Origin of the sequence: Nocardioides sp. NPDC006273 (assembly GCF_040613495.1) — a bacterium.
Taxonomy (GTDB): domain Bacteria; phylum Actinomycetota; class Actinomycetes; order Propionibacteriales; family Nocardioidaceae; genus Nocardioides.
On sequence record NZ_JBEXSD010000003.1, the window covers coordinates 152,738 to 175,512 of the forward strand.

The following is a 22,775-nucleotide window of genomic DNA, read 5'->3' on the forward strand; positions in this document are numbered from 1 at the left end:
CGTAGGGCAAATCTGAGAATACGGACGCGGCGGCCTGAGGCTTGTTGCCGCTCGCTTGCGCTCGCTCATGCGACCTCTCCTTCCATCACGAGGTCCAGGACCTTCGACTCATCGATCTCGGTGGCGGGTCCCTCGTGGACGACGGAGCCCTCGCTGATGACGAGGACACGGTCGGCGAGACCGAGCACCTCCTCCACCTCGCTGGACACCACGACCACGGCGACACCTTCGTCGGCCAGGCGGCGGACGAGGCTGTAGATCTCGCTGCGCGCCCCGACGTCGACGCCCCTGGTGGGCTCGTCGAGGAGCAGCACCTTGCAGTCGCGCAGCAGCCACCTGGCGAGCACGACCTTCTGCTGGTTGCCGCCGGACAGGTTGCGGACCGGCCGGTCCACCCCGGCAGGACGTACGTCGAGCGAGCGGGTCAGCTCCTCGGCGGCGCGACGCTCGGCAGCGCTGTCCAGGAAGCTGGCCTTGGAGAACCGGCCCAGGGACGAGACCGTCACGTTGCGGTAGACCGCCTGGTCGAGCAGCAGCCCCTGGCTCTTGCGCTCCTCGGGAGCCAGGCCGACCCCGGCCGCGACCGCGGCACGGACCGAGCCGCGGCGCAGCGGGCGGCCGTTGACGGTGACCGTGCCCGTGGACGAGCGGCGGGCGCCGTAGATGGTCTCCAGGATCTCCGAGCGGCCGGAGCCGACCAGGCCCGCCAGACCGACGATCTCGCCGGCGTGGACACGCAGGTCGACGTCGTGGAAGCGGTCGCCGGAGAGACCGCTGGCCTCGAGCACCGGCGTGCCGTCCCGACCGGGTCGCGTCGTGGGGCGCTCGGGGAAGACGTACTCGATCTCGCGGCCGGTCATCAGCGTGATCAGCTCCGAGGTCGGGGTCTCCGCGACCGAGAGCCCGGTGGCCACGGTGCGGCCGTCCTTGAGGACCGTGATCCGGTCGCCGATCTGCCGGATCTCGTCCAGGCGGTGGGAGATGTAGATGATCGCGACGCCCTCCGCGGTGAGGCCGCGGACCACCCGGAAGAGATTGTCGACCTCCTCCTGGTCGAGGACCGCGGACGGCTCGTCGAGGATGAGCAGCCGGGTGTCGTGGGACAGCGCCCGCGCCATGCTGACGATCTGCTGGCCTGCCGGGGAGAGGTCACCGACCAGCTTGTTCGGGTCGACCTCGCTGTGGCCGAGCCGAGCCAGGAGCGCACGCACCCGCTGGGTCGCCTCGGCGCGGCGGCTGAACCCGGCGGTGGCGAGCTCGTGGCCGAGGAAGACGTTCTCGGTGACGGTGAGCCCCGGGACCAGGTCGAGCTCCTGGTAGATGGTCGAGATGCCGCGCTTCATGGCGGCGACCGGCGTGGTCAACCGGACCGGCTCGCCCTCCCAGCGGATCTCGCCCTCGTCGGGCTGGTACGACGCGGAGAGCACCTTGATCAGGGTCGACTTGCCGGCGCCGTTCTGCCCGAGCAGGCAGTGCACCTCACCCGCGCGGACGTCGAGATCGACGCCGCCGAGAGCGAGCACACCGGGGAACCGCTTCACGATCCCGGTCATCTGGAGCAGTACGTCACCCCCGCCTGCCCGGGCGGCGGGGCCGTCCGGCGACGGCTCGGGGGTCAAGGTCATCGGGTTCCTCCGTGCAGTTCGGCGAGAGCGGTGGGATCGGAGAGCAGCGGTTCGAGGGAGACCAGGGCGCCGCCGCGAACTGCGGCGGTCGGGCCGAAGGTGGAGATCGCGACCCTGGTGCCACCGGCATGCGGCGCGAGCACGTCGGCGGCGAGCCGCGTCTCGAGCGCTGGGAGCAGCCACTCGCCGAGCACGGCGAAGTAGCCGCTGAGCACGACGGTGCCAGGGTTGAGCGTGTTGACCAGGACGGCGGCGCCGGCGCCGAGCCAGGCACCGACCTCGTCCAGCGCGGCCAGGGTGCGGCCGTCGGCGAGACGGGCCCGATCGACCAGGGTGGCGAGCCTCTCCTCCAGGGTCAGTGCGGGATCGCGGACCGGATCGTCGGGGTCGGTCGCCGCGTCGAGCAGCGGCCGCAGGCCGACCGCGGTCTCCCAGCAGCCGGTGCGGCCGCAGCCGCAGAGGCGACCGCGGGGGTCGACCCGGAGATGGCCGATCTCCCCGGCCCAGCCGTGCCGTCCGCGGACCACCCGGCCGGCGCTGACGACCGCGCCGCCCAGTCCGACCTCGCCGTAGAGCACGATCATGTCGGCACGGTCGGCATCGCTGGGCTCTAGCTCGGCGGTGGCGGCGAGGGTGGCCTCGTTGGCCACCCTCACCGGCGGCACAGGCGGCACCGGCCCCACCGATCCAGCCGTGACAGCCAGCCTGCGGCGTACCTCCGCGACGACGTCGATGTCGCGCCAGCCGAGGTTGGGGGCGATCGTGACGAGCTCCGTGGTGGCGTCGACGAGACCGGCGACTCCGACGGTGATGCCGGTGACGGTCGCGCCGGCGGTCCGTGCCTCGGCGAGTGCGTCCGCGACCAGGTCGGCGACCTCGTCCAGGACGATCTCCGGCGGAAGGTTTCGGCCGTCGATGCCGCGCCGGGCCTCGGCGATCACGGATCCGGACAGGTCGACGGCGAGGACGGCGAGGTGGTCGACGTTGATCTCCGCACCCACCCCGCACACTGCGCCACCGACGAGCCGGACCTGGACACCGGGACGGCCGGCACCACGGCGGCCGGCGTCCTCGCAGGAGACCAGCCCGAGCTCGACGAGCTCGTCGACCAGCCCGGTCGCCACCGAGCGGGTCAGCCCGGTCTCCTCGGCCAGGCGGCCGCGCGAACGCGGCCCGCCGTCGCGCAGGGACCGGAGCAGCAGGCCGAGGCGCGCGGACCGGACGGCCGCCGGGTCGGCGGTCGCGGAGACCCGCACGGTGATGTCTGCGTCGCGCATGGTGGCCTCCTGTCCGCGGTCGTGATGGGTCGCTCGCCGAAACGTCTCTGTGATGGCAGTCACAGAATTCGGCGCTCGGGAGACAAACTAGTGACCCCTGACACGTTCTACAACCCCTTCATGGCGGTTTCTGCAAAGTTTGTGTCGAACTTTGAAAAGTTGTTGGACAAAGTAACCGATAGGGGGCACCCGGCCGTGCTCGGCCGGGTGCCCCCTTCCAGATCGAACGCGAGGGTCACTCGCTGGGAGCGATCACCACCTCGTCGCTTCCGGTGAGCGCCGGGAGGTCGCCCTCGCCCGGGTCGGTGTACTCGGCCACGAAGACCGCGTTCAGGTCGTCGTGCTCCGGGTCGTGGCCACCAGGGACGGTCGTCACGATCGAGCCGCTGCAACCGTTCGCCGTCGTCTGCGGGTGCCCGTGCTCGTCGTGGCCCAGGACGTACGTCACCGAGACCCGGCTGCAGTCGACCGCCTGGTCGTCGGTCACCTCGACCTGGAACTGGACGGTGTCACCGAAGTGGAACGCCTCTCCCGGGGCGGGGCTGGTCGTCAGGGTCACCACCGGCACGTCGTTGCCGACGATCACGTCGACGTCCGCGGAGGCATGCTTGCCGCGACCCGCCTTGCCCTTGTCGGTGACGGTCAGGGTCGCCCGGTAGGCGCCCGGCTCCTCGTAGGTGTGGGTGGCGGTCTTCCCGGTGGCGTCGAAGGTGCCGTCACCGTCGAAGTCCCACTGGTAGACGAGGCGATCGCCATCCTGGTCGGTCGTCCCAGCGCTGTCGAAGGCGACGGTCAGCGGCGGCTGGCCGGCGGTCTGGTCGGCGCTGATCACCGGCTTCGGGGTGTGGTTGCCGCTGCGGGCGATGTAGTCGATCCGGGAGACCTGGGCCTCCTCGTTCTCGCTGAAGAAGCCGTCACCGTACTCGAGCATGTAGAGCGAGCCGTTCTTGCCGAACTCCAGGTCCATCACGTTGTCCGTGACGAACGACGAGAGCAGGGACTCGATGCCGGTCAGCTCGCCGTCGGCGTCGAGCCGCATCCCCTTGATGTAGTCCCGGCCCCACTCGGCGAAGAGCGGAACACCGTCGTAGTACTCCGGCCAGGCACCGGAGCGAGGACCGCTCGCCACCGACTTCTTGAAGTCGTACGCCGGGCCGGCCATCGGTGCGATGCCGCCCGTGCCGAGCTCTGGGAACTTCTCCGACTGGCCGTAGGTGTACCAGACGGTCGGCTGGGTGACCGGCGGGAGCTGGGTCAGCCCGGTGTTGTGCCGCGAGTCGTTGACAGGAGCCTCGCAGTCGAAGGCCGGTCCCGAGGTCCCGGTCGCGAAGTCGTAGTCGCGGTAGGGCATCTCCGCGGTCGCGCACAGCGGCCAGCCGTAGTTGGCCGGCTCGGTGACGACCGTCCACTTGCCCTGGCCCGCCGGACCACGGTCGGGGTTCGTCGAGCCCGCGTCGGGCGAGTAGTCGGCGACGTAGACGCGGTCGGTCTGCGGGTCGATCTCGATCCGGAACGGATTGCGCAGGCCCATCGCGTAGATCTCCGGACGGGTCTTGTCGGTGCCCGGCGCGAACAGGTTCCCGGCGGGGACGGTGTAGCCGCCCCCGGCCTTCGGCTTGATCCGCAGGAGCTTGCCGCGCAGGTCGTCGGTGTTGGCGGCCGTACGCCGCGCATCGAAGGCCGGGCTGCGGTTCTCGCGGTCGTCGAGCGGGGCGTACCCGTCGGACTGGAACGGGTCGGTGTCGTCGCCGGTGGCGAGGATGAGGTTGCCCGCGGAGTCGAAGACGATGTCGCCGCCGACATGGCAGCAACGTCCTCGGTCCACCGGTACGTCGATGATCTGCTGCTCGGTGGACAGGTCGATCTTTCCGCCGGCGTACTGGTAGCGCGAGAGCCGGATCGCGCCCTTGAAGGGCTCGAAGTCGGCGGGCGAGCCGTACTCGGGGGCGTCACCCTCGTTGACGTCCGGCGTGGCCGGGTCGTCGACAGGGGTGTTCATGGGGGGCGAGTAGTAGACGTAGACCCACTTGTTGGTGCGGCCGTTGTATCCGGGGTCCAGAGCGATGCTCTGCAGACCCTCCTCGTCGTGCTGGTAGACGTCGAACTCGGCTGCGACGCTATTGACGCCGGTCTCGGCGTCGTTGAGCCACACCTTCCCGGCGCGGGTGGTGTGGAGGACGTCCCCGTCGGGCAGGACCGCGAGGTCCATCGGCTCACCGGGGCGGTCGTTGAGGGTCACCTTCTCGAAGTCGGTGTCCGGCGGCGGGGCGCCCGTGGGGGCGGCGTCCGCGGACGTCGTGAGGGGGAGAACCAGGAGGCCGGAGACCACGGTGGTGGCGACGCTCCAGAGGGTGAATCTGCGCACGGTCCATCTCCTTCTCTCGCTGTCGTGGGAGGTAGCGAGATCGCTGGCGAACGTAGCGATGTGACGCGGGTCACGTCAAGCAAGTTGCGTACTTTCGCAAGAGATTTTCGAAAGATGAGACGGTGAGTTGCCCTCGAAGCGGCCTGAGGTGGAGTTACGCCTCGCCGCTGCTGGGCGCGTAGACGGAGGCGCTGATCAGGTGAGCGGCGCCGATGACGCCGCCCTCGTCGCCGAGCTCGCTGAGCACGATCGGGAGGTTGCCGGTCGCCAGCGGCAGCGAGCGCCGGTAGGTCACGCTGCGGATCTCGGCGAGCAGACCGTGGCCCAGCTTGCTGACCCGGCCGCCGATGACGATGAGCCCGGGATTGAAGAACGACACCAGGCTGGCGAGCACCTGGCCGATGCGGTGACCGCTCTCGCGGATGAGCTGGACGGCCTGAGCGTCACCGCGAGCCACCGCGACGGCGATGTCCTCCGCGCTCAGCTCGCCCTTCTCCGCGAGCAGCTCGGCCAGCACCGGGGAGCGACCGGAACGGGCCGCCGCGAGCGCCTCGCGAGCCAGCGCCGCTCCCCCGGAGAACGCCTCCAGGCAGCCGGTGTTGCCGCAGGCGCAGGTGGGTCCGAAGTCCTCGACCCGGATGTGGCCGATGTCGCCGGCGCAGCCGTCGACACCGCGGTAGAGCTCTCCGTCGACGACGATCCCGCAGCCGATGCCGGTGCCGATCTTGACGTAGAGGAAGTCGCGGGCGGTCCGGGCGACACCAGCGTGCTGCTCCCCCGCCGCGAGCACGTTCACGTCGTTGTCGAGCACGACCGGACAGCCCAGCTCCCGCGCGACCGCGTCCCGCACCGGGTAACCGTCCCAGCCCGGCATGATCGGCGGCGACACCGAGACGCCGCGGTGGAAGTCGACCGGGCCGGGTACGCCGACTCCCGCGCCCATCGGCTCGGCGACGCCGTGCTCGTCCAGCAGCGTACGGACCTCGTCGAGCGCGGTCGCCAGCACCTTCTCCGGCCCGCTGCGGATGTCGCACGCCCGGGTGCGGGTCTCGATCACCGACAGCCGTCCGTCGGTGAGGCCGACGGACATGCTCGTGGCGCCGATCGAGATGCCGACGAACCGGATGTCCGGCGCCAGGTCGACCAGCGTCGAGCGCCGACCGCCCCGGGATGCCGCCGGGCCGACCTCGTGGGCCATGCCCAGCTCGGTGAGGCGCGCGACCTCAGCCGCGATCGTGGTGCGGGAGACGTTCAGCCGGTCGGCGAGCTGCACCCGCGAGAGGGGGCCCTCGTCGCGGAGCTGGGCGAGCAGTCGTGCCTGCATGGAGGTCTCGGCCCGGCCGGCGAGTGAATGGCGCATACCGGCGATCCTGCCACGTGGGACGGGGTGACCGATATACGCGTGGACGCCTAGCCGAGGAGCGCGTCGACGAAGGCCTCGGGGGTGAACGGGGTCAGGTCGTCGGGGCCCTCGCCGAGGCCGACGAGCTTGACCGGGACACCGAGCTCGCGCTGGACGGCGACGACGATGCCGCCCTTGGCGGAGCCGTCGAGCTTGGTCAGGACGATGCCGGTGACGGCGACGGCCTCGCTGAAGACGCGAGCCTGGATGAGGCCATTCTGGCCGGTGGTCGCGTCGAGGACGAGCAGGACCTCGGTGACCGGGGTCTGCTTCTCGATGACTCGCTTGACCTTGCCGAGCTCGTCCATCAGGCCGGCCTTGTTCTGCAGCCGCCCGGCGGTGTCGACGATGACCGTGTCGACGCCCTTGTCGAGGCCCTCCTTGACGGAGTCGAAGGCGACGCTGGCCGGGTCGGTGCCCTCCGGCCCGCGGACGACCTCGACGCCGACGCGCTCACCCCAGGTGGTGAGCTGCTCGGCAGCGGCGGCACGGAAGGTGTCGGCTGCACCCAGGACTACCTTGTGGTCCTCGGAGACCAGGATGCGGGCCAGCTTGCCGGTCGTGGTGGTCTTGCCGGTGCCGTTGACCCCGACCATCAGCACCACGCCCGGAGCGCCGTCGGCGCCGCGGACCTGGAGCCGGCGGTCCATCTCCGGGTCGACCAGCTTGACCAGCTCCTCGCGCAGCGCCGCCTTCGGGCTCGCCTTGCCGCCCTCGACGCGCAGCCGGGTGCGCAGTCCCTCGACCAGCTCCTGGGTCGGCGCGACGCCGATGTCTGCGGTGAGCAGGAGGTCCTCGATCGCCTCCCAGGTGCCCTCGTCGAGCCGGTCGGTCGAGAGCAGGTTGAGCAGACCTCGGCCCAACGCGTTGGACCCGGCCAGGCGCTGGCGCAGCCGCACCAGGCGAGAGGCGGTGCTCTCCGGCTTCTCGATGACCGGGGCGGAGGGCTCGGACGGCACCGTCTCCGGCTCTGCGGTCTCCTCGACCGTCGGCGCCTCCGGGCGGGTGATGACATCGGTCTCCGCCTGCGGCGGAAGCGTACGGCCCTTGCGGCGCCGGGTGGTGGTGACCAGACCGGCGATGCCGCCGCCGATGATCGCGACAGCGGCGACCGCGATGATGACGATGAGGGTGACCATGTCCATGGGCCTCATCCAATCAAACTACGGCCCCAAACAGAGAGTCCTGCCGGGTGCGGACGCTAAGCGTTCTTCTCCGTGGCTCCCGGGTTGCTCTCACCGAGCAGCTCACTGAGATGGTCCTCGCGACGCTCCTGCAGACGCGTCGCCGGGCTGAGCGTGGGGGCCGTGTCGACGGCCCGCTCCATCGCCTCACCCAGCTTGGAGACGTACGGCATCTTCTGTCCGCGGTGGGGGAAGACCGTGTAGACGATCACCAGGCCTGCCAGAGCGACGATGAGAAACATCGCCACGAAGATGACAAAGATGGTCAGCACTGGCTCGGCCAGCCCCCTTCTGGATACGCACGGACGGCCCCAACCCTTGCACAACCCGCGCCCCGAGCCCACAACGCCACGCGGCCGCGTGGGACCGGGCGACGGGCGTCCGTCGTACGGCGCGGGATCTCGACAACGTCCACCGGGCCGGTAGTGTTTCGCGGCATGAGGATCATCGGGACAATGATGGTCCGGGACGAGGTCGATATCGTCGCCGCGATGATCGAGCACCACCTGGACCAGGGTGTCGACACGTTGATCGTCACGGACAACGCCTCGGTCGACGGCACCACGGAGGTGCTCGAGCGCTACGCCGCGACGGGGCGGGTCGAGCTCCACCACGACCCCGTCCACGAGAAGCAGCAGGGCAAGGTCGTCACCGCGATGGCCCGCCGGGCGCGCACCCACTTCCGCGCCGACTGGGTCCTCAACCTCGACGCCGACGAGTTCCTCGTACCCAAGGACAAGGGCCTGAGCGTACGTCAGGCGCTCGAGGCCACTCCCCTGTCCCTGAACGCGTTCACCGTCGAGGTGGAGAACCTCATCGGCCCGCCCGCCTGGCAGGGCGGCGGCGTCAACCGGCTCCAGTGGCGCGACCGGCGCTCGGACGAGCGCCTCGAGGCCGCCGGACTGCACGCCCACCCCACGCCCAACGCGGTCCACCGCGGCGAGTCCGACGTCAAGGTCGTCCAGGGCAACCACTTCGTCTCACTGAAGAGCAACGGCCAGCCGGCCGACGAGGTCGCCATGGAGGTCCTCCACCTCCCCTGGCGGTCCTGGTCCCAGCTCGAGCGCAAGGTGATCAACGCCGGCAAGGGCTACGAGGCCAACCCGGGGCTCAAGCCGAGCCCGCGCCACCACGGGATGCGGGACTACCAGCGCTACCTCGCCGGGACGCTGCAGGACGCCTATCTCGCCCGCACCCCCACCCGCGCCGAGCTCGCCGCGGGGGCCTTCTCGGGCGACTACTCCCTCGACGACTGGCTGACCAACCACCTGCAGATCGTGCTCACCCGCTCACTGGTCCCCGACCTGCTCCGCGACGTGCTCGACCCCGAGAACGACAAGGCCGTGCCCGAAGACGAGCACGCCCGCGGTGCCGAGCGCGGCCGGGCCGCCCTTGCCGCCGAGCCCTACATCCCACCCCGCAAAAGCTGAAACTCTCTTCAGGAGGACCTGTCTTGCCCACCTTCAGGGGCGCCGTACGCCGCGGCCTCGCTGCCGCGGGTCTGCAGACCGTCAACGCCGCCGACGCCGAGGCCGCCCGCCTGCACCACCGGATCGACGAGCTCAAGCAGCGCAACCAGAAGCTGCGTACGAAGGTGGACCGGTTGCAGGGCGACCGCAACCGCACCACCGCGGTGCCGGCGATCCCGGGCCAGGACCGGCTCGGCCTGCGGCGCGAGCAGGTGCTCGCCGGGGTCAAGCCCGACGCCCTGATCCTGGAGATCGGCCCCGCGCACAACGCGATCCTGCCCAAGCGCGACGGCTACGACGTACGCATCGTCGACTATCTCGACCGCGAGGGTCTGGTGAAGCGCTACGCCGGCTTCTCCCAGTACGACCCCCACGACATCGAGGAGGTCGACTACGTCTTCCAGCCTGGAACTCCCTGGTCAGAGGTGATCCCGGAGCGCTTCGACCTGATCGTCGCCTCCCACGTCATCGAGCACACCACCTCGATGATCGACTTCCTCAACGAGTGCGAGAAGCTGCTCGAGCCCGACGGCGTGCTCGCCCTGGTCATCCCCGACCACCGCTACTGCTTCGACCGGTTCCGGGAGCGGGCCTCGCTCTCGCGGGTCATCGACGCCTCGCTCTACCCGTCGTCGGTGCACACCATGGGCGCGGTCATCGAGGAGCGACTCAACGCGGCCAAGCACGGCGGCATCACCGCCTGGGGCCCACGCCACAAGGGCGACTACACCTTCGCCAACGGGCTGGAGACCGTGAAGGCCAGCGGCGAGGAGGCGCGCCGCGGGGAGCGCTACATCGACACCCACAACTGGGTCTGCACCCCCAACCACCTCCGCCTGCTCCTCCAGGACCTCGCCGACCTCGACTTCATCTCGTTGCGGGAGACCTCCTTCCACGACACCGTCAAGCACGAGTTCTTCATCAACCTGTCCCCCTCCGGGGAAGGCACCGGCCTCGCCCGTGAGGACCTCCTCGTCCTAGCCGACGACGAGCGCCGGGTGTTGGACCAGGCAGTCTTCGAGAAGTAGAGCTCTGGTGTAGCCGAGTCGGCGCAACTGCACGCCTTGGCGCGAAGCGAAGCGAGCGAGGCGAGCGGTTGCGCCGACTCGGTGCGCAATCCTCTACCTCAGCGGCGGCGGATCTCGCGGAGGACGAAGGCGGCGGCGAGGCCGACGACGACTCCGAGGAAGGTCTCGGCCAGGCGCGACCACAGCAGCGCGTCGGCGGGCTGCGGATGGCCGAGCTGGACCATCAGCAGCGAGAGCGGGGTGATGGCGACGAGCGCGAGGCCGTAGTGGCGCCCGACGAGGAGCTCGGTGATCGCCTGGAGCGCGGCGACGACGACCGCGACGACGAGGGCGGGAAGCGAGATCGACAGCAGCACGGCTGCCACAACCAGACCGACCAGGGTGCCGACCACGCGCTGCAGCCCGCGGGTCGTCTGAGCCAGCAGTCCGGTGACCCCGAACGGCACCGCCGCGGCCACCATCGCCCAGTACGTGTGGCTCAGTCCGAGCCCGGTCGAGACCGTGCCGGCGAGAACGACCGCGACGACGACCGCCGTCGCGTGATCAAGCCGGATCTCACCCCGCGCTGCATCCACAGATCCGCAGGAGCCGACCAGCCGCTCCTCGAGAAGTCCGAGGAGCACGGCCAGCCCGGCCGCGCCCGTGGCCACGCCGACCGCCACCGCGACCCCAGCGGGGGCCACTGGGAGCGCCGCGCAGGTCGCCACCGCGAAGACCGGGAACATCGGCCCCGGCGGCCGCAGCACGAACCGGTCGGACAGCATCGACCCGACCGCGGCCCACACCGCAGCGACGGGAATGACGAGCCAGGCTCGGTGTGGCGAGGTTGCCACGAGCGCACCGCACAGGACCGCCGCGCACATGAGCGCCCCGGCCGCAGCCTGCGTGCGCCACCGGCCGCGCAGCGGCTGACGCCCCCCGTAGATGGAGGCGAAGGTGCCGAAACAGGCGTACGCCGCGAGCTCAATGTGGCCAACCCCCGCCAGCGCCACCAGCGCGACCAGCAACGTCACGCTCGCCCGCCAGGCGGGCGAGCCACTTCCCGGCGCCGGCGAGATGCGAACGGATTCCTGCACCAGCCGCTCGAGCCGGCTCACCTCGCTGCCCAACCGTTCGCCTCCGCCCCGCACTGCCGTCATCGCCATCCAGCACCTTACGGCCACCTGGACTCACCAGATAGTTCAGCTCATCCTGCGGCGGAGCTCGGGAGTCCCCTCCCCCTCCAAGCCGGCCAGCACCACATCCCGTCCGGCCATCGCCATGACCAGATCGAGCAGGCGCCCGGCGACCTCGAGGCCGTCGCCGGCCACGAACTCCGCGTCGACCGCTCGGAGCCGAAGGCCCGCGACCAACGTCTTGCTGTTGACCGCGAAGTCCTTGGTGGCGAAGAACGTCGCGACCGCCATCAGGCCGTCAGGGTCGGGGGTGTGCTGGATGCCGAGCGGCCGCCGGATGTCCTCGCCGTGCACGATCATCTCCCCCAGCCCAGCGACGCTCTCCTTGCGTGGCAGCCCGATCGGGCCGATCTCCGCGAAGCGCTCCAGCGTCTCCTCGACTGAGGACCCGCGGAACTCCTCGAGCCGCCTGCGGTTGTGCACGTCCGGATCGAACCGCGCCCCGATCATGCTGCGCAGCCAGCCGGGGAACGAGAGTCGCGAGGCCGCGCCGAGATGCGCCACGACCTCCTCCACGTCCCACTCCCCGCAAAGGGTGGCCGAGCGCCATTGAGCAGGTGAGAGCGTCCTCAGGTCATCGACCAGCGCGTCCCGCTCGCGCAGCTGGATCACCGAAAGCTTCGTCATGCGGACACCCTGACAGGTCACGTACGCGGTGAGGAGTGACACCTCGACCGACGTACGTGACTTCTCGCCCGACGCGAGTGACACCTCGGCCGACGCGAGTGACACCTCGACCGACGTACGTGACTTCTCGCCCGACGCGAGTGACACCTCGGCCGACGGGGGTGACGCCTCGGCCGACGGGGGTGACGCCTCGGCTAGAGACGGTCGCGGTTGGCCCTCTCCTCGAGCGCGATGTCGAGAAGGGTGCGGGCGCGAGCGTCGAAGCCGTGGTCTCGGTGGATGCGGGCGGCCTCGGCGCGGATGTGCTCGTCGGTGCCGAAGACGACCGACGGGTCGGGCATCGATGACCACTTCACCAAGTCCTCGGGCGTCTCGTAGACCTGAACAGTGTCGCCGAAGACGTCGCGGAGGCCGACGACGTCGTCGGAGACGACTCGGGCGCCGGAGGCGACGGCGTCGAAGAGCCGGTTGGAGATGAAGCCGTAGTCGCGCATGTCGGCCCAGTGGTCGTTGAGCACGACCCCGGCGGCCCGGTACTCCGCGCCGAGGCGGACGTTGGGCATGTGCTGGGCCTTGACGTAGTGGCGCGGGATGTAGGGCTCCCAGCCGTGGCCGTAGACCGACAGCGGCAGCCCCGCGGCGACCGCGTCGTGGATGATCGGGCGCTCGACGTCACGCGAGGTGCCGACGAAGAGCACCGCGTGTCCGCTGTCGGGCAGGGCCCGGTCCGGGTTGAACAGCTCAGGGTCGGTGGCCTGCAGCAACGGGTCGATACGGATCCCCCAGCGTGCCGACATCCGCTCGGCCCAGGCCGGCCCGGCAGCCAGCAGCCGGTCGAAGCCGGCAGCCTCGGCCCGGGTGACCGCGTCGGGGTGGGAGATCACCCAGCCGATGTTGATCCGGCCGTCGGGGGCCGGGAAGTAGCGCGAGAGGCCACGCAGGGTGAGCACGACGTCGTCGTCGAGAGCGCTCGGTCGCTCCCACTCGTAGTGGTGGTCGACCACCGCCGACTGGCCGAGCTTGCGCAGCGACCGCGCCAGCGCACGCGCGAAGTGGGTGTCACCCCAGCGCTCCCCCTCCGGCGCTCCGGGCGCGGAGATCTTGATCGACCAGCGCAGCTGCGGGACGCCCTCGACGATCGACGCTCGCGGGATCGGGGCGAGGATCGGGCGGGTGGCGGCGTACGTCTTCGCGGGGCCGGTCGGCTCACCTGCCGTGGCCCGGCCGACGACCTGGTAGCCGCAGGCCGCCCAGGCGGCCACGTCGTCGCGCGGCTCGACCCGGCCGGCCCAGCGGTCGAGGTAGATCAGCCGGTTGCGTGGGGCGCGCGCGAAGCGGCCCTTCGACTTCGACTCGTGGTGGACGACCTCCGCGGTGGTCACCACCCGGAACGACCCCGGTCGCAGCGCGGCGAGCCGGTGGCACAGGTCGACGTCCTCCATGCCGTTGGTGAAGATCGGGTCGAACCCCTGCAGGGCGACGACGTCGCGATAGCGCATCGCCAGCGCGGCGCCGGTCAACGCCGAGAACCGGTGACCCTCGAGACCGACGGCGTCCTCGGCCGGATACTCGGCGAGCATGTTGTAGGGCAGCCCGCCGTAGGGCGGGAAGACGACCCCGGCCGACTGCACCGAGCCGCTCGGGTAGAGCAGCAGCGGCTGCGCCGCGAGCACCTCGGGATCCTCGAGAGCCGAGACCAGCGGCTCCAGCCAGCCGGCCAGCGCTGTGGTGTCGTTGTTGAGGAAGACCACGGTCTCCCCGGTGACGTACGGGATGGCGAAGTTGTTGCCGAGCGCGAAGTTGTGGTTGACGGTGCTGTGCACCACCTTCACCTCGGGGAACCGCGGCGGCAGCGAGTCGAGCACCGCCGAGACGCGGGCCGAGGAGCCGTTGTCCCAGACCACGATCTCGAGCCGCTTCGCCCCTGCCCCGTGCTCCATCACGGCCTCGACCGCACCCACGGTCAGCAGCGAGTCGTCATAGGTCGGGATGACGACCGAGACCACGTCCGGGTCGGGCGCCCGCTCCGCGAGCGCGGCCCAGTCGACGAACGCGCCGTTGCGGACGACGTCCTCCCACGACTCCAGGTCGTAGGGATCCAGCGGGAGCCGGTCCTGGCGCGGACGGCGCGGGTTGATGCCCTGGCGCCGCTCGACGCCGACCTCGGGGACGACCTCGACCTCGGCCTTCGCGGTCAGCCGCAGCGCAAGGTCGTAGGCCCAGCCGACGCCGATACCGGCACGGGGCCCGCCGACCTCGTTCAGCAGCGGCGCGGAGATCAGCAGCCGCGAGAGCAGGACCCGCATCAGCGGGCCGGGGACATCGGGGCCGGGCACGAGCGGAGGTACGTCGATGGCGAACCGCTGCTCCGGCTGCCACGGGCGCTCGAGCACGTCGGCGACCAGCGGCCTCCCGGCCGACTGCGCCACCGAGGCCAGCCGCGCGAGACGGCCAGGACTCCAGACGTCTCCCCCGGCGACGTACGCGACGAAGTCACCGCTCACCTGGGCGAACGCCGCGACCACGCCGGGTTCACCGCGGTCCGGGTCGCCGGGCACGACTCGCACGCCGGGGACGAGGTCGGCGGCCGACCCGGCGACCGAGGGAGTCAGGCCGCGGTCGATGACGATGATCTCGGTGCTCACCCCGGTCTGGGCGGCGACGCTCTCCAGGGTCGCGCGGGCGAGCTCCTCGGAGGCACCGAGGTCGACGACGACGCTGACCGTGCCGACCGGCGCACGACCGGCCGGGGTCGCCGCGCCGCGGACGATGGCCGGCCGCCAGGTCTGGGGGCCGCCCTGCCGGGCCTGCCATTCCGCACGCCGGTTGCGGATCCAGTCGCGCAGGTCAGGGAACCGGCCGTCGACCTGCTCCAGCCAGTCGTTGGCGCGCCGTCCGTTGCGTGCGCCCCGGTCGACGTAGTGGCCGATCGCGCCGCCGTAGAAGCTCTCGGTCTTGCGCCGTTCGGTGTAGCCGTCGGTGTCGAAGAGCGGGTGGGTCGGCTGCAGCCACAGCTCGGCGCGCAGCCAGTAGAGGAACGGGTCCTGGTCGCCCATCTGCTTGCGCAGCCGCGGGGTCAGCCGCGCGACGAAGAACTCGGGGTCGAAGAGCGGGCTGGGCTGAGCCAGCGGCTTGGCCGGATCCTGCTCGAGATAGTGACGGGCCGCCCGCTTGCGGTCGAGGCGCTCACCGACCTGCTCGGCGTACCACTCGTGGTCGAACAGCGGGCAGTCGACGAGCAGACGCACGTCGTCGGCCCTGCTGTAGAGGGGCGAGTCGTTGTAGACCTTGCGGGCAAGGTCTCGCCCCCTGCGCAGTCCGCCACGTGCGATGCGCTTCAACTCTTCGTCCACTAAAGGTCCCCCAAGACGCTCTAGATCGTGCTTCGGCAGTGGGTCAGACTGTCACAGTGCCGAATGGCGGTGAACGGCGCCACGCACGTTCACCCAACTGTCGAGGTCAATTCTGCCGCCACAGCGGCATGACCGCCTCCCGGATCTCCTCGGGCATCGGCGTCACCGGGCGCCGTGCTTCGTTGCCTCGGGCTCCGCTTCGGCTGTGCTCGGTGTTGTCGACATAGACGTGCACGAACCGACCCTCCGCCGCGGCCTCCTCGCCCGGCCCCTGGAAGAGCCCGATCCGGTAGATGACCGACGAGCTCCCGACCTTGTCGACGACCAGTCCGGCCTCGACCGGCTCGGGGAACCCGATCTCGCGCAGGTAGCGGCACGAGGTCTCCGCGACGATCCCGATCTTCGGCAGCTTCCGCACGTTCACGCCGGTCGTCTCGAACAGATAGGCGTTGACGGCGGTGTCGAAGTACTCGTAGTAGGTCGCGTTGTTGAGGTGACCGTAGGCGTCGTCGTCACGCCAGCGGGTGGTGATCGTGCGCCAGTGCACGTAGTCGGCGCGGGTCGGGGTCTTGCGGTCAGGAGTGCTCATCGCCGCCGATCTTAGATCCTAGAGCTCGTCCTCGACCGCACGGACCAGATAGGGCGCCAGCGTCATCGAGAAGGTCGCGGTGATGTGGCTCCGGTCGCGATAGGCCTGCACGTGGCCGATCACCAGGGGACACCGGTCCTCGTCGCAGTAGGCCGCAGAGAGGTCGATCAGCGAAGCGCCCGGCCCTGCCAGGCGGACCGCCTCGGCGAGCGGGTCAGAGGTGGCGTACGCCTCCTGGCGGGTCATCTCGCACGCACCAGCGTCCGCGAGCGTCTCGATCTCGTCGAGGCAGGTCGCCGCCTCGGGGGTGAGGTACGGGTTGTCGGCCAGCGCGACGATCTTCGTGCCCCGCTCGAGGATCGGCTTCCAGGCCTGCGCGAGCTGGTCGGCGACCGGGTCCGGCTCGCCGGCCGCGAGGTTCGGATTGCGGCGTTGGGTGACCAGCACGACGTCGTACGCCTCCTGGTCGAGCTGCTCGATCAGCGCCTCGCGGTAGGCGCGGCGCGGGTCACCAGCGGTGGCCGGGAGCAGCCCACCGCCGTTGGCGACCAACGTGTCGACCGACCATCCTGAGCTCTCGGCGACCCGGGTCAGGCCGGGGATCAGCGACGCGCCGTGCGAGTCACCGACCAGCGCGACCCGGAGCGCATCCGGGTCGTCGGAGCCGAGGTGGCAGACCTCGGGGCGGGCGCCGGCGGCGTACGTCTCGATCTCGGGGAGATAGCACCGGTAGGCCCGGCCGGTGTCATCCTTGCGGGCGATCGGCGCAGGGAGGAGTACGCCGTCGAGCTCCGGGTTCCGGCACCCCTCCATCAGGTCGGCGGCGCCGAAGCACTCGGTGTCTCCCGATGCGAGCGCCTCAGCCTGGGTGCGACTCTCCTCGACCAGGTTGCGTCCATGCAGGATCCCGGGGACCGCGACGGCGGCTACCAGGGCCGCTCCGAGCACCGCGAAGAGGATGGCCCGCGGGGTGGTCCCCAGGATCGGTCCGGTGCGGAACGGCGTCTCGACGAACCGGTAGGTCAGGGCCGCGAGGCCGATGGTGACCAGGAGGATCAGTGGCTCGCGGAGCCAGGTACCGAGCACGGGGCCGGTCTCGGGGAGCACGACCACGAGCGGCCAGTGCCACAGATAGAGCGAGTAGGAGACCGTCCCGATCCGCTGCACGACCGGATGGCCGACGACCCGAAGCCCGAGGCCGCGGGGCGCGCCCGCCCAGATGACCAGCGCGGTGCCGACGACCGGCAGCAGCGCCACCCAGCCCGGGAACGGCAGCGAGTCGTTGAAGAGCAGCAGCGTGCCGAGCACCCCGAGCCAACCGGCCACCGCTGCGTACGGCGCCCAGCGCCCGGGCACGCGCTCGAGGGAGAGCGGCAGCACGGCGATGAGACCGCCGGCCGCGAACTCCCAGGCGCGCGCGTAGGTGACGAAGTAGGAGTCGGCGCCGTCCGTCGCGGTGACATAGACCGAGGCCAGGAGGCTGACCACGAAGACGGCGAGGAAGACCGCCCGGATCGCCGTCAGCCGCACCTTCGGCCGTCGCCGGGTCAGGAGCGCCACGGCGACGATCAGCAGCGGCCAGATGAAGTAGAACTGCTCCTCGACCGAGAGGGACCAGTAGTGCTGCACCGGCGAGGGCGGGTCCTCGGCGGCGAGGTAGTCGACGGCGGCCCAGGACAGCTGCCAGTTCTCCACATAGAACGCGGCCGCGACCGTCTCTCGCAGGAACTGCTGCCACAGTGCCTCCGGCACCAGGACGTACGTCGCCCCCGCAGCGCACACGAGCACCAGCAGCGCCGCGGGGAGCAGCCGCCGGATCCGGCGCGCCCAGAAGGCGCCCAGCCGCACTCCGCCGGGCTTGGCTGCCTCACGGACCAGGTGGGAGGAGATCAGGAAGCCGGAGATCACGAAGAAGACGTCGACCCCGGCATAGCCGCCCCGGACCGCTCCGGGCCACAGGTGGAAGAGCACGACGCCGAGCACCGCCGCCGTACGCAGCGCCTGGATCTCCAGCCGCTTGTCCCGGACCGGTGTGGGCTGCTCTGCGGTGACGGGGGCGACCGCGAGAGCGGTCACCGGCGTACCCGGCGGACGACCCGGCCCGCCACCCGGCGGGCCTTGCGGACGCCGCGCTCGCCGAAGCCCAACGGGATCTCGATCCCGTGGCGCGGGCGACCGTCGAGCTCGACGATCTGCGCACTTTCGCCGATCCGATCGCCGATGACGTCCTCGTGGATGATCACCGGCCCGTCGAACTCGCCGAGCGCGTCACGGCCCTCGAACCACACCCGCCAGCGCCCGCCCGAGAGCGCAGCGGTCGGGAGCGCGACCTCGAGACTGCCGGAGGCGAGCTCGGTGGCGTCGTATTCCAGCGTCCGGCGCCGACGGTCGTGGACAAACACGACGCGGAGCCTAGCGGAATCGACCATCGTGTGAGCCAGGTGGAGGTGGGCGCGGCCGTCGACGAGCGAGAGTGAGGTCGCGGTCACCGGATCGGTGGCACCCGAGACCACCCGGCGCAGCAGCTCGGGACCGTCCTCGAGAGCGGCCATGATCCGGCCGAGCCGCCAGTCGCGCGCCTCGTCGGTCGCCGATGCATCGGCGACCGCAGTGAACAGGTCACGATGCTTGAGCACGAGGTCGGCGAGGTCGTCCCCGATCAGCGTCTCGTCGCTCAGCGAGACGGTCGAGACGGCGTTGACCAGCGGCCGCTGGAGCGTACGCAGCGGCACCACGCCGCTGTCGGCGACGAGCTGTAGCGTCTCCAGGATGTCGGCGACCGTCCGGTCGCCCCAGCGGACGTCCTCGCCGATCAGCCGGGCCACCGTCGACCACTGCCCTGCCCTGACGAGGCGCCAGCCCCACCGCTTGTCGCGCTCCAGACCGTCGACCAGGTCGTCGACGATGCCCTCGTCGAGGAGTCCGACCAGCTCGGCGACCAGCGCCCGGGCCGGCTCGAGCGCCACCGGGTCGACCACGGCCATGCCGCGAAGCGCTCGGACGATAGCCATCCAGCCGTCGGCGTCGAAGATCAGCGAGGCGTACTCTCCGCGGACCAACGGGTCGCCGAGCGCGACGATCCGGCGGGCGCAGCGCAGCTCCTGCTCGAGATAGCTGATGATCCCCGCCGGCGAGTGGGACCTCGCGGTCATCGACCCCGGGCCGGGCCGGTCTCGGTAGACGTAGACCGTCTCGGTGACGATGTCGAAGCGGGCCGTGGTCAGCGCGTGCACCATCGGCTCGATGTCGTTGGACCGGCTCGCGTCAGGAAACGAGATCTGCGCCGAGTCCCAGAAGTCGCGCCGGAAGACCCGGTTCCAGCAGGCCCGGTTGCGCAGGGCGGACGGCACGTCGGCCAGCCGCACCAGCGTGCGCTCCTCGTCGAAGGCCGGCCAGGCCCGCACCGGCCACCAGACCCGGTCGCTGAAGAGCTTGAAGAACCGGCCGACCACCATGTCCGAGCCGGTCGCGCGCGTCTTGCGCAGCATCGCTGCGTACGCCCCGCGGGGCACCAGGTCGTCGCCGTCGGCGAAGGCGAGGAAGCGGCCCCGGGCCAGCGAGACGCCGTGGTTGCGGGCCTGTCCCCCGCCCTTCCCGGGCGAGCGGACCACCGTCAGGCGGGGGTCGCGGGCGGCGTACGCCTCGGCGATCTCGAACGTGTCGTCGGTGGAGGCGTCGTCGACGAGGATCACCTCGAGGTCGAGCGGCTCGGAGTCGGTCGACTGGTCCTCGAGGATCGAGGAGAGCAGCTCTCCGACCCACAGGCCGACGTCGTGGGTCGGGACGACGACGGAGAGCTCAGGGGTGATCATCGAACGTCACCCATCAGCCCGTCGAGCAGCCGCAGGTAGTCGCGCGACATCTCATAGGGCGTGTACGCACGGGTGAACTCGTGCGCGGCGCGGTGCCGCGCCTCCTGCCCGTCGAGGGCCTCCAGGATCGCCGCGGCGAGCGCCGCCGGCTCGTCGGGCTCCGGGGCGTACGTCACCACCCATGGCTGGTCGGCGAACTGCCGCGCGACCGGGGTGTCCTCGGGGATGAGAGCGGTCCGGCCGAAGGTGCCGGCGGCCAGCAGCGATCCGGAGTTGAGGATGCGCCGGTAGGGCAGCGCGACCACGTCGCTGGCCCGCAGCCAGTCGGAGAAGTCCGCGGTCTCGACGAACCCGATCCGCTTGACGATGTTGGGCGCCGACAGCATCTCCTCGACCGTCTCCACGTCGGAGGCGGGCACCACCTTGCCGGCCACCACGAAGGTCAGGTCGGGAACCTCCTCGGCGGCGATCTCGACCGCCCGGCAGAGGACGTCGAGGCCCTTGTACGCCCGGATCTGGCCGATGAAGCCGACCGTCGGCACCCCTTGCGGAACCCCGATCCGCTCGCGCGAGGCGGCGTCGTCGCCGCCGTCGGGGTAGACGCCGAGGTAGGAGGAGTGCGGCAGGTCGACGACCTTGTCGGGCGGGAGCGCGTAGTACGCCGCGGTCTCCTCGACCGTTGCCGGGTTGAGCTGGATGATCCGGGTCGCGTTGCTCGCCAGCACCTTGGCGACCGCGAGCTCGACGTCGACGTAGTCGGCCTCGTGGGCGATCGAGTTGTGCACCGTCCACAGCACGTCGCCACCCCGGTCGCGTACGCCGCTCAGCACGTCCTCGAACCGGGCCGCGTTGGCCCAGGCCTCCTCGAGACTCTCGCAGCCGGCGGTCACCGGCGACGTCCAGTGGACGTGGAGCACGTCGCCCCGTCCCATGTGCGCCGCGCGCGCCTCGAGCCGGCGCAGTCCCTGCACTCCCTCGACCACGTCCCAGCCCGCGGCGCGCGGCGCGACGGTGAGCATAGTGAGGTAGGGGTTGCTCCGGTAGTAGGGGAACGACAGCAGGGTCGAAGGCATCTGGGGGTCCTCAAAGTACTTAACCGTGACGATCCCCCGAACGCCGAGACCACGTCTCGCCGGTGCCCCGGTTGGCCGGTGACCGCAGGATTCTAGGCAGGCAAATGAGCCCACTTTGACCACTCAGACGGCTTCCCCGTATGCCTTCATCACGGGTTCACCGATGGTTCATCGAAGCCACCCCTGCTGGTGGTCGAGCCTGCGAAGGCCCGCTCAACACTACGACCCGGCTTTACAGATTACGTCCACTATGGGACATTATCTGTTGTGGCAGGCCAGGAGTTCCTCACCATCGCGGAAGCGGCGAACACCCTCGGGGTGTCGACCCGCCATGCCCGACGCCTGGCCGACTCCGGCGCGGTCAGCCGGGTCGCTCGCGGGCTGATCGACCGGGCCTCCGTTGACCGCTACCTCTACTCCCAGCACATGGGGCGAACCCGAGCGTGGGCCGAGCACACCGCGTGGGGAGCCGTCGCACTCCTCGCCGGCCAGGACGCCGGCTGGCTCGGAGCCACCCAGGTCTCCCGGCTTCGCCGACATCTGCGAGAGATCACCGAGGTCGACGACCTGCTGGCCCGGATGCGCGACCGCGCCCAGGTCCGGGCGTTCGACGCCCACCGCGCTGCACTCCCCCGCCTACGCGAGCTCGCCGGGGCCGCCAACACGCGAACGCTCGGCATCACCGATACCGTGGATGAGCGCGTCGACGGATACATCGCAGCCAGCGACCTCGACGACCTCGTGCGCACGCTCCGCCTGCGAGAAAACGCAAGTGGCGCGGTCACGCTGCGGGTGACCGGCTTCGACTTCGACCGGGTCCGCGACCTGGCCGACACATCCATCGTCGCGGCCCTGGACGCGGCTACGAGCACTGATCCCCGACTGCGAGGCGTCGGCCACCGCGCGTTGGCCGAGTTGCTGGAGAGGTTCCGATGAACGGCGTACGTCCTACGATCGACGTCGCTGCGGCGCCAGGCGGCTGGTCGGCGCCGTGGCCCAGCGTCGCGGAACTGGCCGAGGCACTCCCGGACGGCAGCTGGACGTTGGTCGGTGGGTTGATGACGCAGCTACACACGATTCATCACGGACTGGGCGTGGTGCGCCCGACCAACGACGTCGACATCGTGCTGCACATCGAGACCACGCGCGGCGCGCCCAACAAGGCCGCCACCGCGCTGGAGGCACTGGGATACCAGTTCCAGCCCAGCATCGACCTGCGAAACAACACCGCACACCGCTTCGTGCGCGGCACGACGATGGTCGACCTCGTCGCGGGCACGGTTGAGGATCAGGTCGACGTCCTCATCGCCGATCACCCGGCACCGCGGGTGATCGAGAAGCTGCGGGGTCACGAGATGATCCGCATCGAGGGCGGCACCCAGGCTCTACGTCGCACCGTGAACGCCCGGATGGCGATCGCGTCCAACTCGGCGTCGACGATCTCGGTGCCGCGCCCGTTCGGCGCGCTGATCCTGAAGGCCGCCGCCTACACGACCGACTCCCGCGACCGCGAGCGCCACCTGTTCGACGCCGCGGCGCTGCTCGCCTGCATCGACGACCCGTTCGCCGAGCGGGCTGAGTTCACCGGCTCCGACAGGCGCCGGGTCGCGACCCTCGCCACGCACCTCGACGCCACGCACCCCGCCTGGCGGGCACTGCCCGAGGAGCACCGTACGCAGGCACAACTGACGCTGGACATCCTCGCCGCAGCTGACGAGTTGTCAGGTCCTACCGCGACCCCAGAGTGAGCAGGACGACCGTCTCCACAGATCAGTACCGTCTATCGGGCCAGCCAC

General features: G+C 70.7%; 17 protein-coding genes. 4 read left to right on the top strand and 13 right to left on the bottom strand.

Going from position 1 to position 22,775, the window contains the following annotated elements; translation table 11 throughout:
* Positions 1-65: 65 nt before the first annotated feature.
* The 6 genes from ABZZ22_RS02750 to ABZZ22_RS02775 all read right to left on the bottom strand — a co-directional run bounded on the left by ABZZ22_RS02750 (position 66) and on the right by ABZZ22_RS02775 (position 8,095).
* Positions 66-1,625, bottom strand: coding sequence for a sugar ABC transporter ATP-binding protein (locus tag ABZZ22_RS02750; RefSeq protein ID WP_354926559.1), 1,560 nt, complete (start codon positions 1,623-1,625; stop codon positions 66-68).
* Entirely contained in the window at positions 1,622-2,902 is a 1,281-nt protein-coding gene (locus ABZZ22_RS02755; RefSeq protein WP_354926561.1) for an ROK family protein, read from the bottom strand. Before ABZZ22_RS02755 ends, ABZZ22_RS02750 begins: the two co-directional genes overlap by 4 nt.
* Positions 2,903-3,137: 235 nt before the next feature.
* Positions 3,138-5,267, bottom strand: coding sequence for a PQQ-dependent sugar dehydrogenase (locus ABZZ22_RS02760; protein ID WP_354926563.1), 2,130 nt, complete (start codon positions 5,265-5,267; stop codon positions 3,138-3,140).
* A gap of 154 nt (positions 5,268-5,421) precedes the next feature.
* On the bottom strand, positions 5,422-6,627 hold the full coding sequence (locus tag ABZZ22_RS02765) for an ROK family transcriptional regulator (RefSeq protein ID WP_354926565.1): 1,206 nt from the start codon (positions 6,625-6,627) through the stop codon (positions 5,422-5,424).
* A 50-nt stretch (positions 6,628-6,677) separates the two neighbouring features.
* On the bottom strand, positions 6,678-7,814 hold the full coding sequence (gene ftsY, locus ABZZ22_RS02770) for a signal recognition particle-docking protein FtsY (protein ID WP_354926625.1): 1,137 nt from the start codon (positions 7,812-7,814) through the stop codon (positions 6,678-6,680).
* 56 nt (positions 7,815-7,870) lie between these two features.
* Positions 7,871-8,095, bottom strand: coding sequence for a hypothetical protein (locus ABZZ22_RS02775; protein ID WP_354926567.1), 225 nt, complete (start codon positions 8,093-8,095; stop codon positions 7,871-7,873).
* A 195-nt stretch (positions 8,096-8,290) separates the two neighbouring features.
* Here ABZZ22_RS02775 and ABZZ22_RS02780 point away from each other — a divergent pair, with 195 nt between their 5' ends.
* A complete protein-coding gene (locus ABZZ22_RS02780) occupies positions 8,291-9,283 on the top strand; it encodes a glycosyltransferase family 2 protein (RefSeq protein ID WP_354926569.1) in 993 nt (330 codons plus the stop codon).
* Positions 9,284-9,306: 23 nt separating this feature from the next.
* A complete protein-coding gene (locus ABZZ22_RS02785) occupies positions 9,307-10,350 on the top strand; it encodes a methyltransferase domain-containing protein (protein ID WP_354926571.1) in 1,044 nt (347 codons plus the stop codon).
* Between the two features lie 98 nt (positions 10,351-10,448).
* Here ABZZ22_RS02785 and ABZZ22_RS02790 read toward each other — a convergent pair whose 3' ends face one another.
* The 7 genes from ABZZ22_RS02790 to ABZZ22_RS02820 form a co-directional block, all read right to left on the bottom strand.
* On the bottom strand, positions 10,449-11,489 hold the full coding sequence (locus ABZZ22_RS02790; RefSeq protein WP_354926573.1) for an FUSC family protein: 1,041 nt from the start codon (positions 11,487-11,489) through the stop codon (positions 10,449-10,451).
* 42 nt (positions 11,490-11,531) lie between these two features.
* Entirely contained in the window at positions 11,532-12,152 is a 621-nt protein-coding gene (locus tag ABZZ22_RS02795) for a maleylpyruvate isomerase family mycothiol-dependent enzyme (protein ID WP_354926575.1), read from the bottom strand.
* 194 nt (positions 12,153-12,346) lie between these two features.
* Positions 12,347-15,493: a glycosyltransferase gene (locus ABZZ22_RS02800; RefSeq protein WP_354926577.1), complete on the bottom strand. Its 3,147-nt coding sequence runs from the start codon at positions 15,491-15,493 to the stop codon at positions 12,347-12,349.
* Positions 15,494-15,611: 118 nt separating this feature from the next.
* On the bottom strand, positions 15,612-16,094 hold the full coding sequence (locus tag ABZZ22_RS02805; RefSeq protein ID WP_354926579.1) for a thioesterase family protein: 483 nt from the start codon (positions 16,092-16,094) through the stop codon (positions 15,612-15,614).
* An 18-nt stretch (positions 16,095-16,112) separates the two neighbouring features.
* Positions 16,113-18,170: an acyltransferase family protein gene (locus tag ABZZ22_RS02810; protein WP_354926581.1), complete on the bottom strand. Its 2,058-nt coding sequence runs from the start codon at positions 18,168-18,170 to the stop codon at positions 16,113-16,115.
* The gene (locus tag ABZZ22_RS02815) at positions 18,167-19,906 is read right to left on the bottom strand and encodes a glycosyltransferase family 2 protein (protein WP_354926583.1); all 1,740 of its coding nucleotides are present in this window, start codon (positions 19,904-19,906) and stop codon (positions 18,167-18,169) included. Before ABZZ22_RS02815 ends, ABZZ22_RS02810 begins: the two co-directional genes overlap by 4 nt.
* On the bottom strand, positions 19,903-20,979 hold the full coding sequence (locus ABZZ22_RS02820) for a glycosyltransferase (protein ID WP_354926585.1): 1,077 nt from the start codon (positions 20,977-20,979) through the stop codon (positions 19,903-19,905). Before ABZZ22_RS02820 ends, ABZZ22_RS02815 begins: the two co-directional genes overlap by 4 nt.
* Before the next feature lie 267 nt (positions 20,980-21,246).
* Between ABZZ22_RS02820 and ABZZ22_RS02825 the strand changes: the two genes are divergently transcribed.
* Entirely contained in the window at positions 21,247-21,915 is a 669-nt protein-coding gene (locus ABZZ22_RS02825; protein ID WP_354926587.1) for a helix-turn-helix domain-containing protein, read from the top strand.
* A complete protein-coding gene (locus ABZZ22_RS02830) occupies positions 21,912-22,727 on the top strand; it encodes a hypothetical protein (RefSeq protein ID WP_354926589.1) in 816 nt (271 codons plus the stop codon). The genes ABZZ22_RS02825 and ABZZ22_RS02830 overlap by 4 nt, the downstream gene beginning before the upstream one ends.
* The last annotated feature ends 48 nt before the right edge of the window (positions 22,728-22,775 follow it).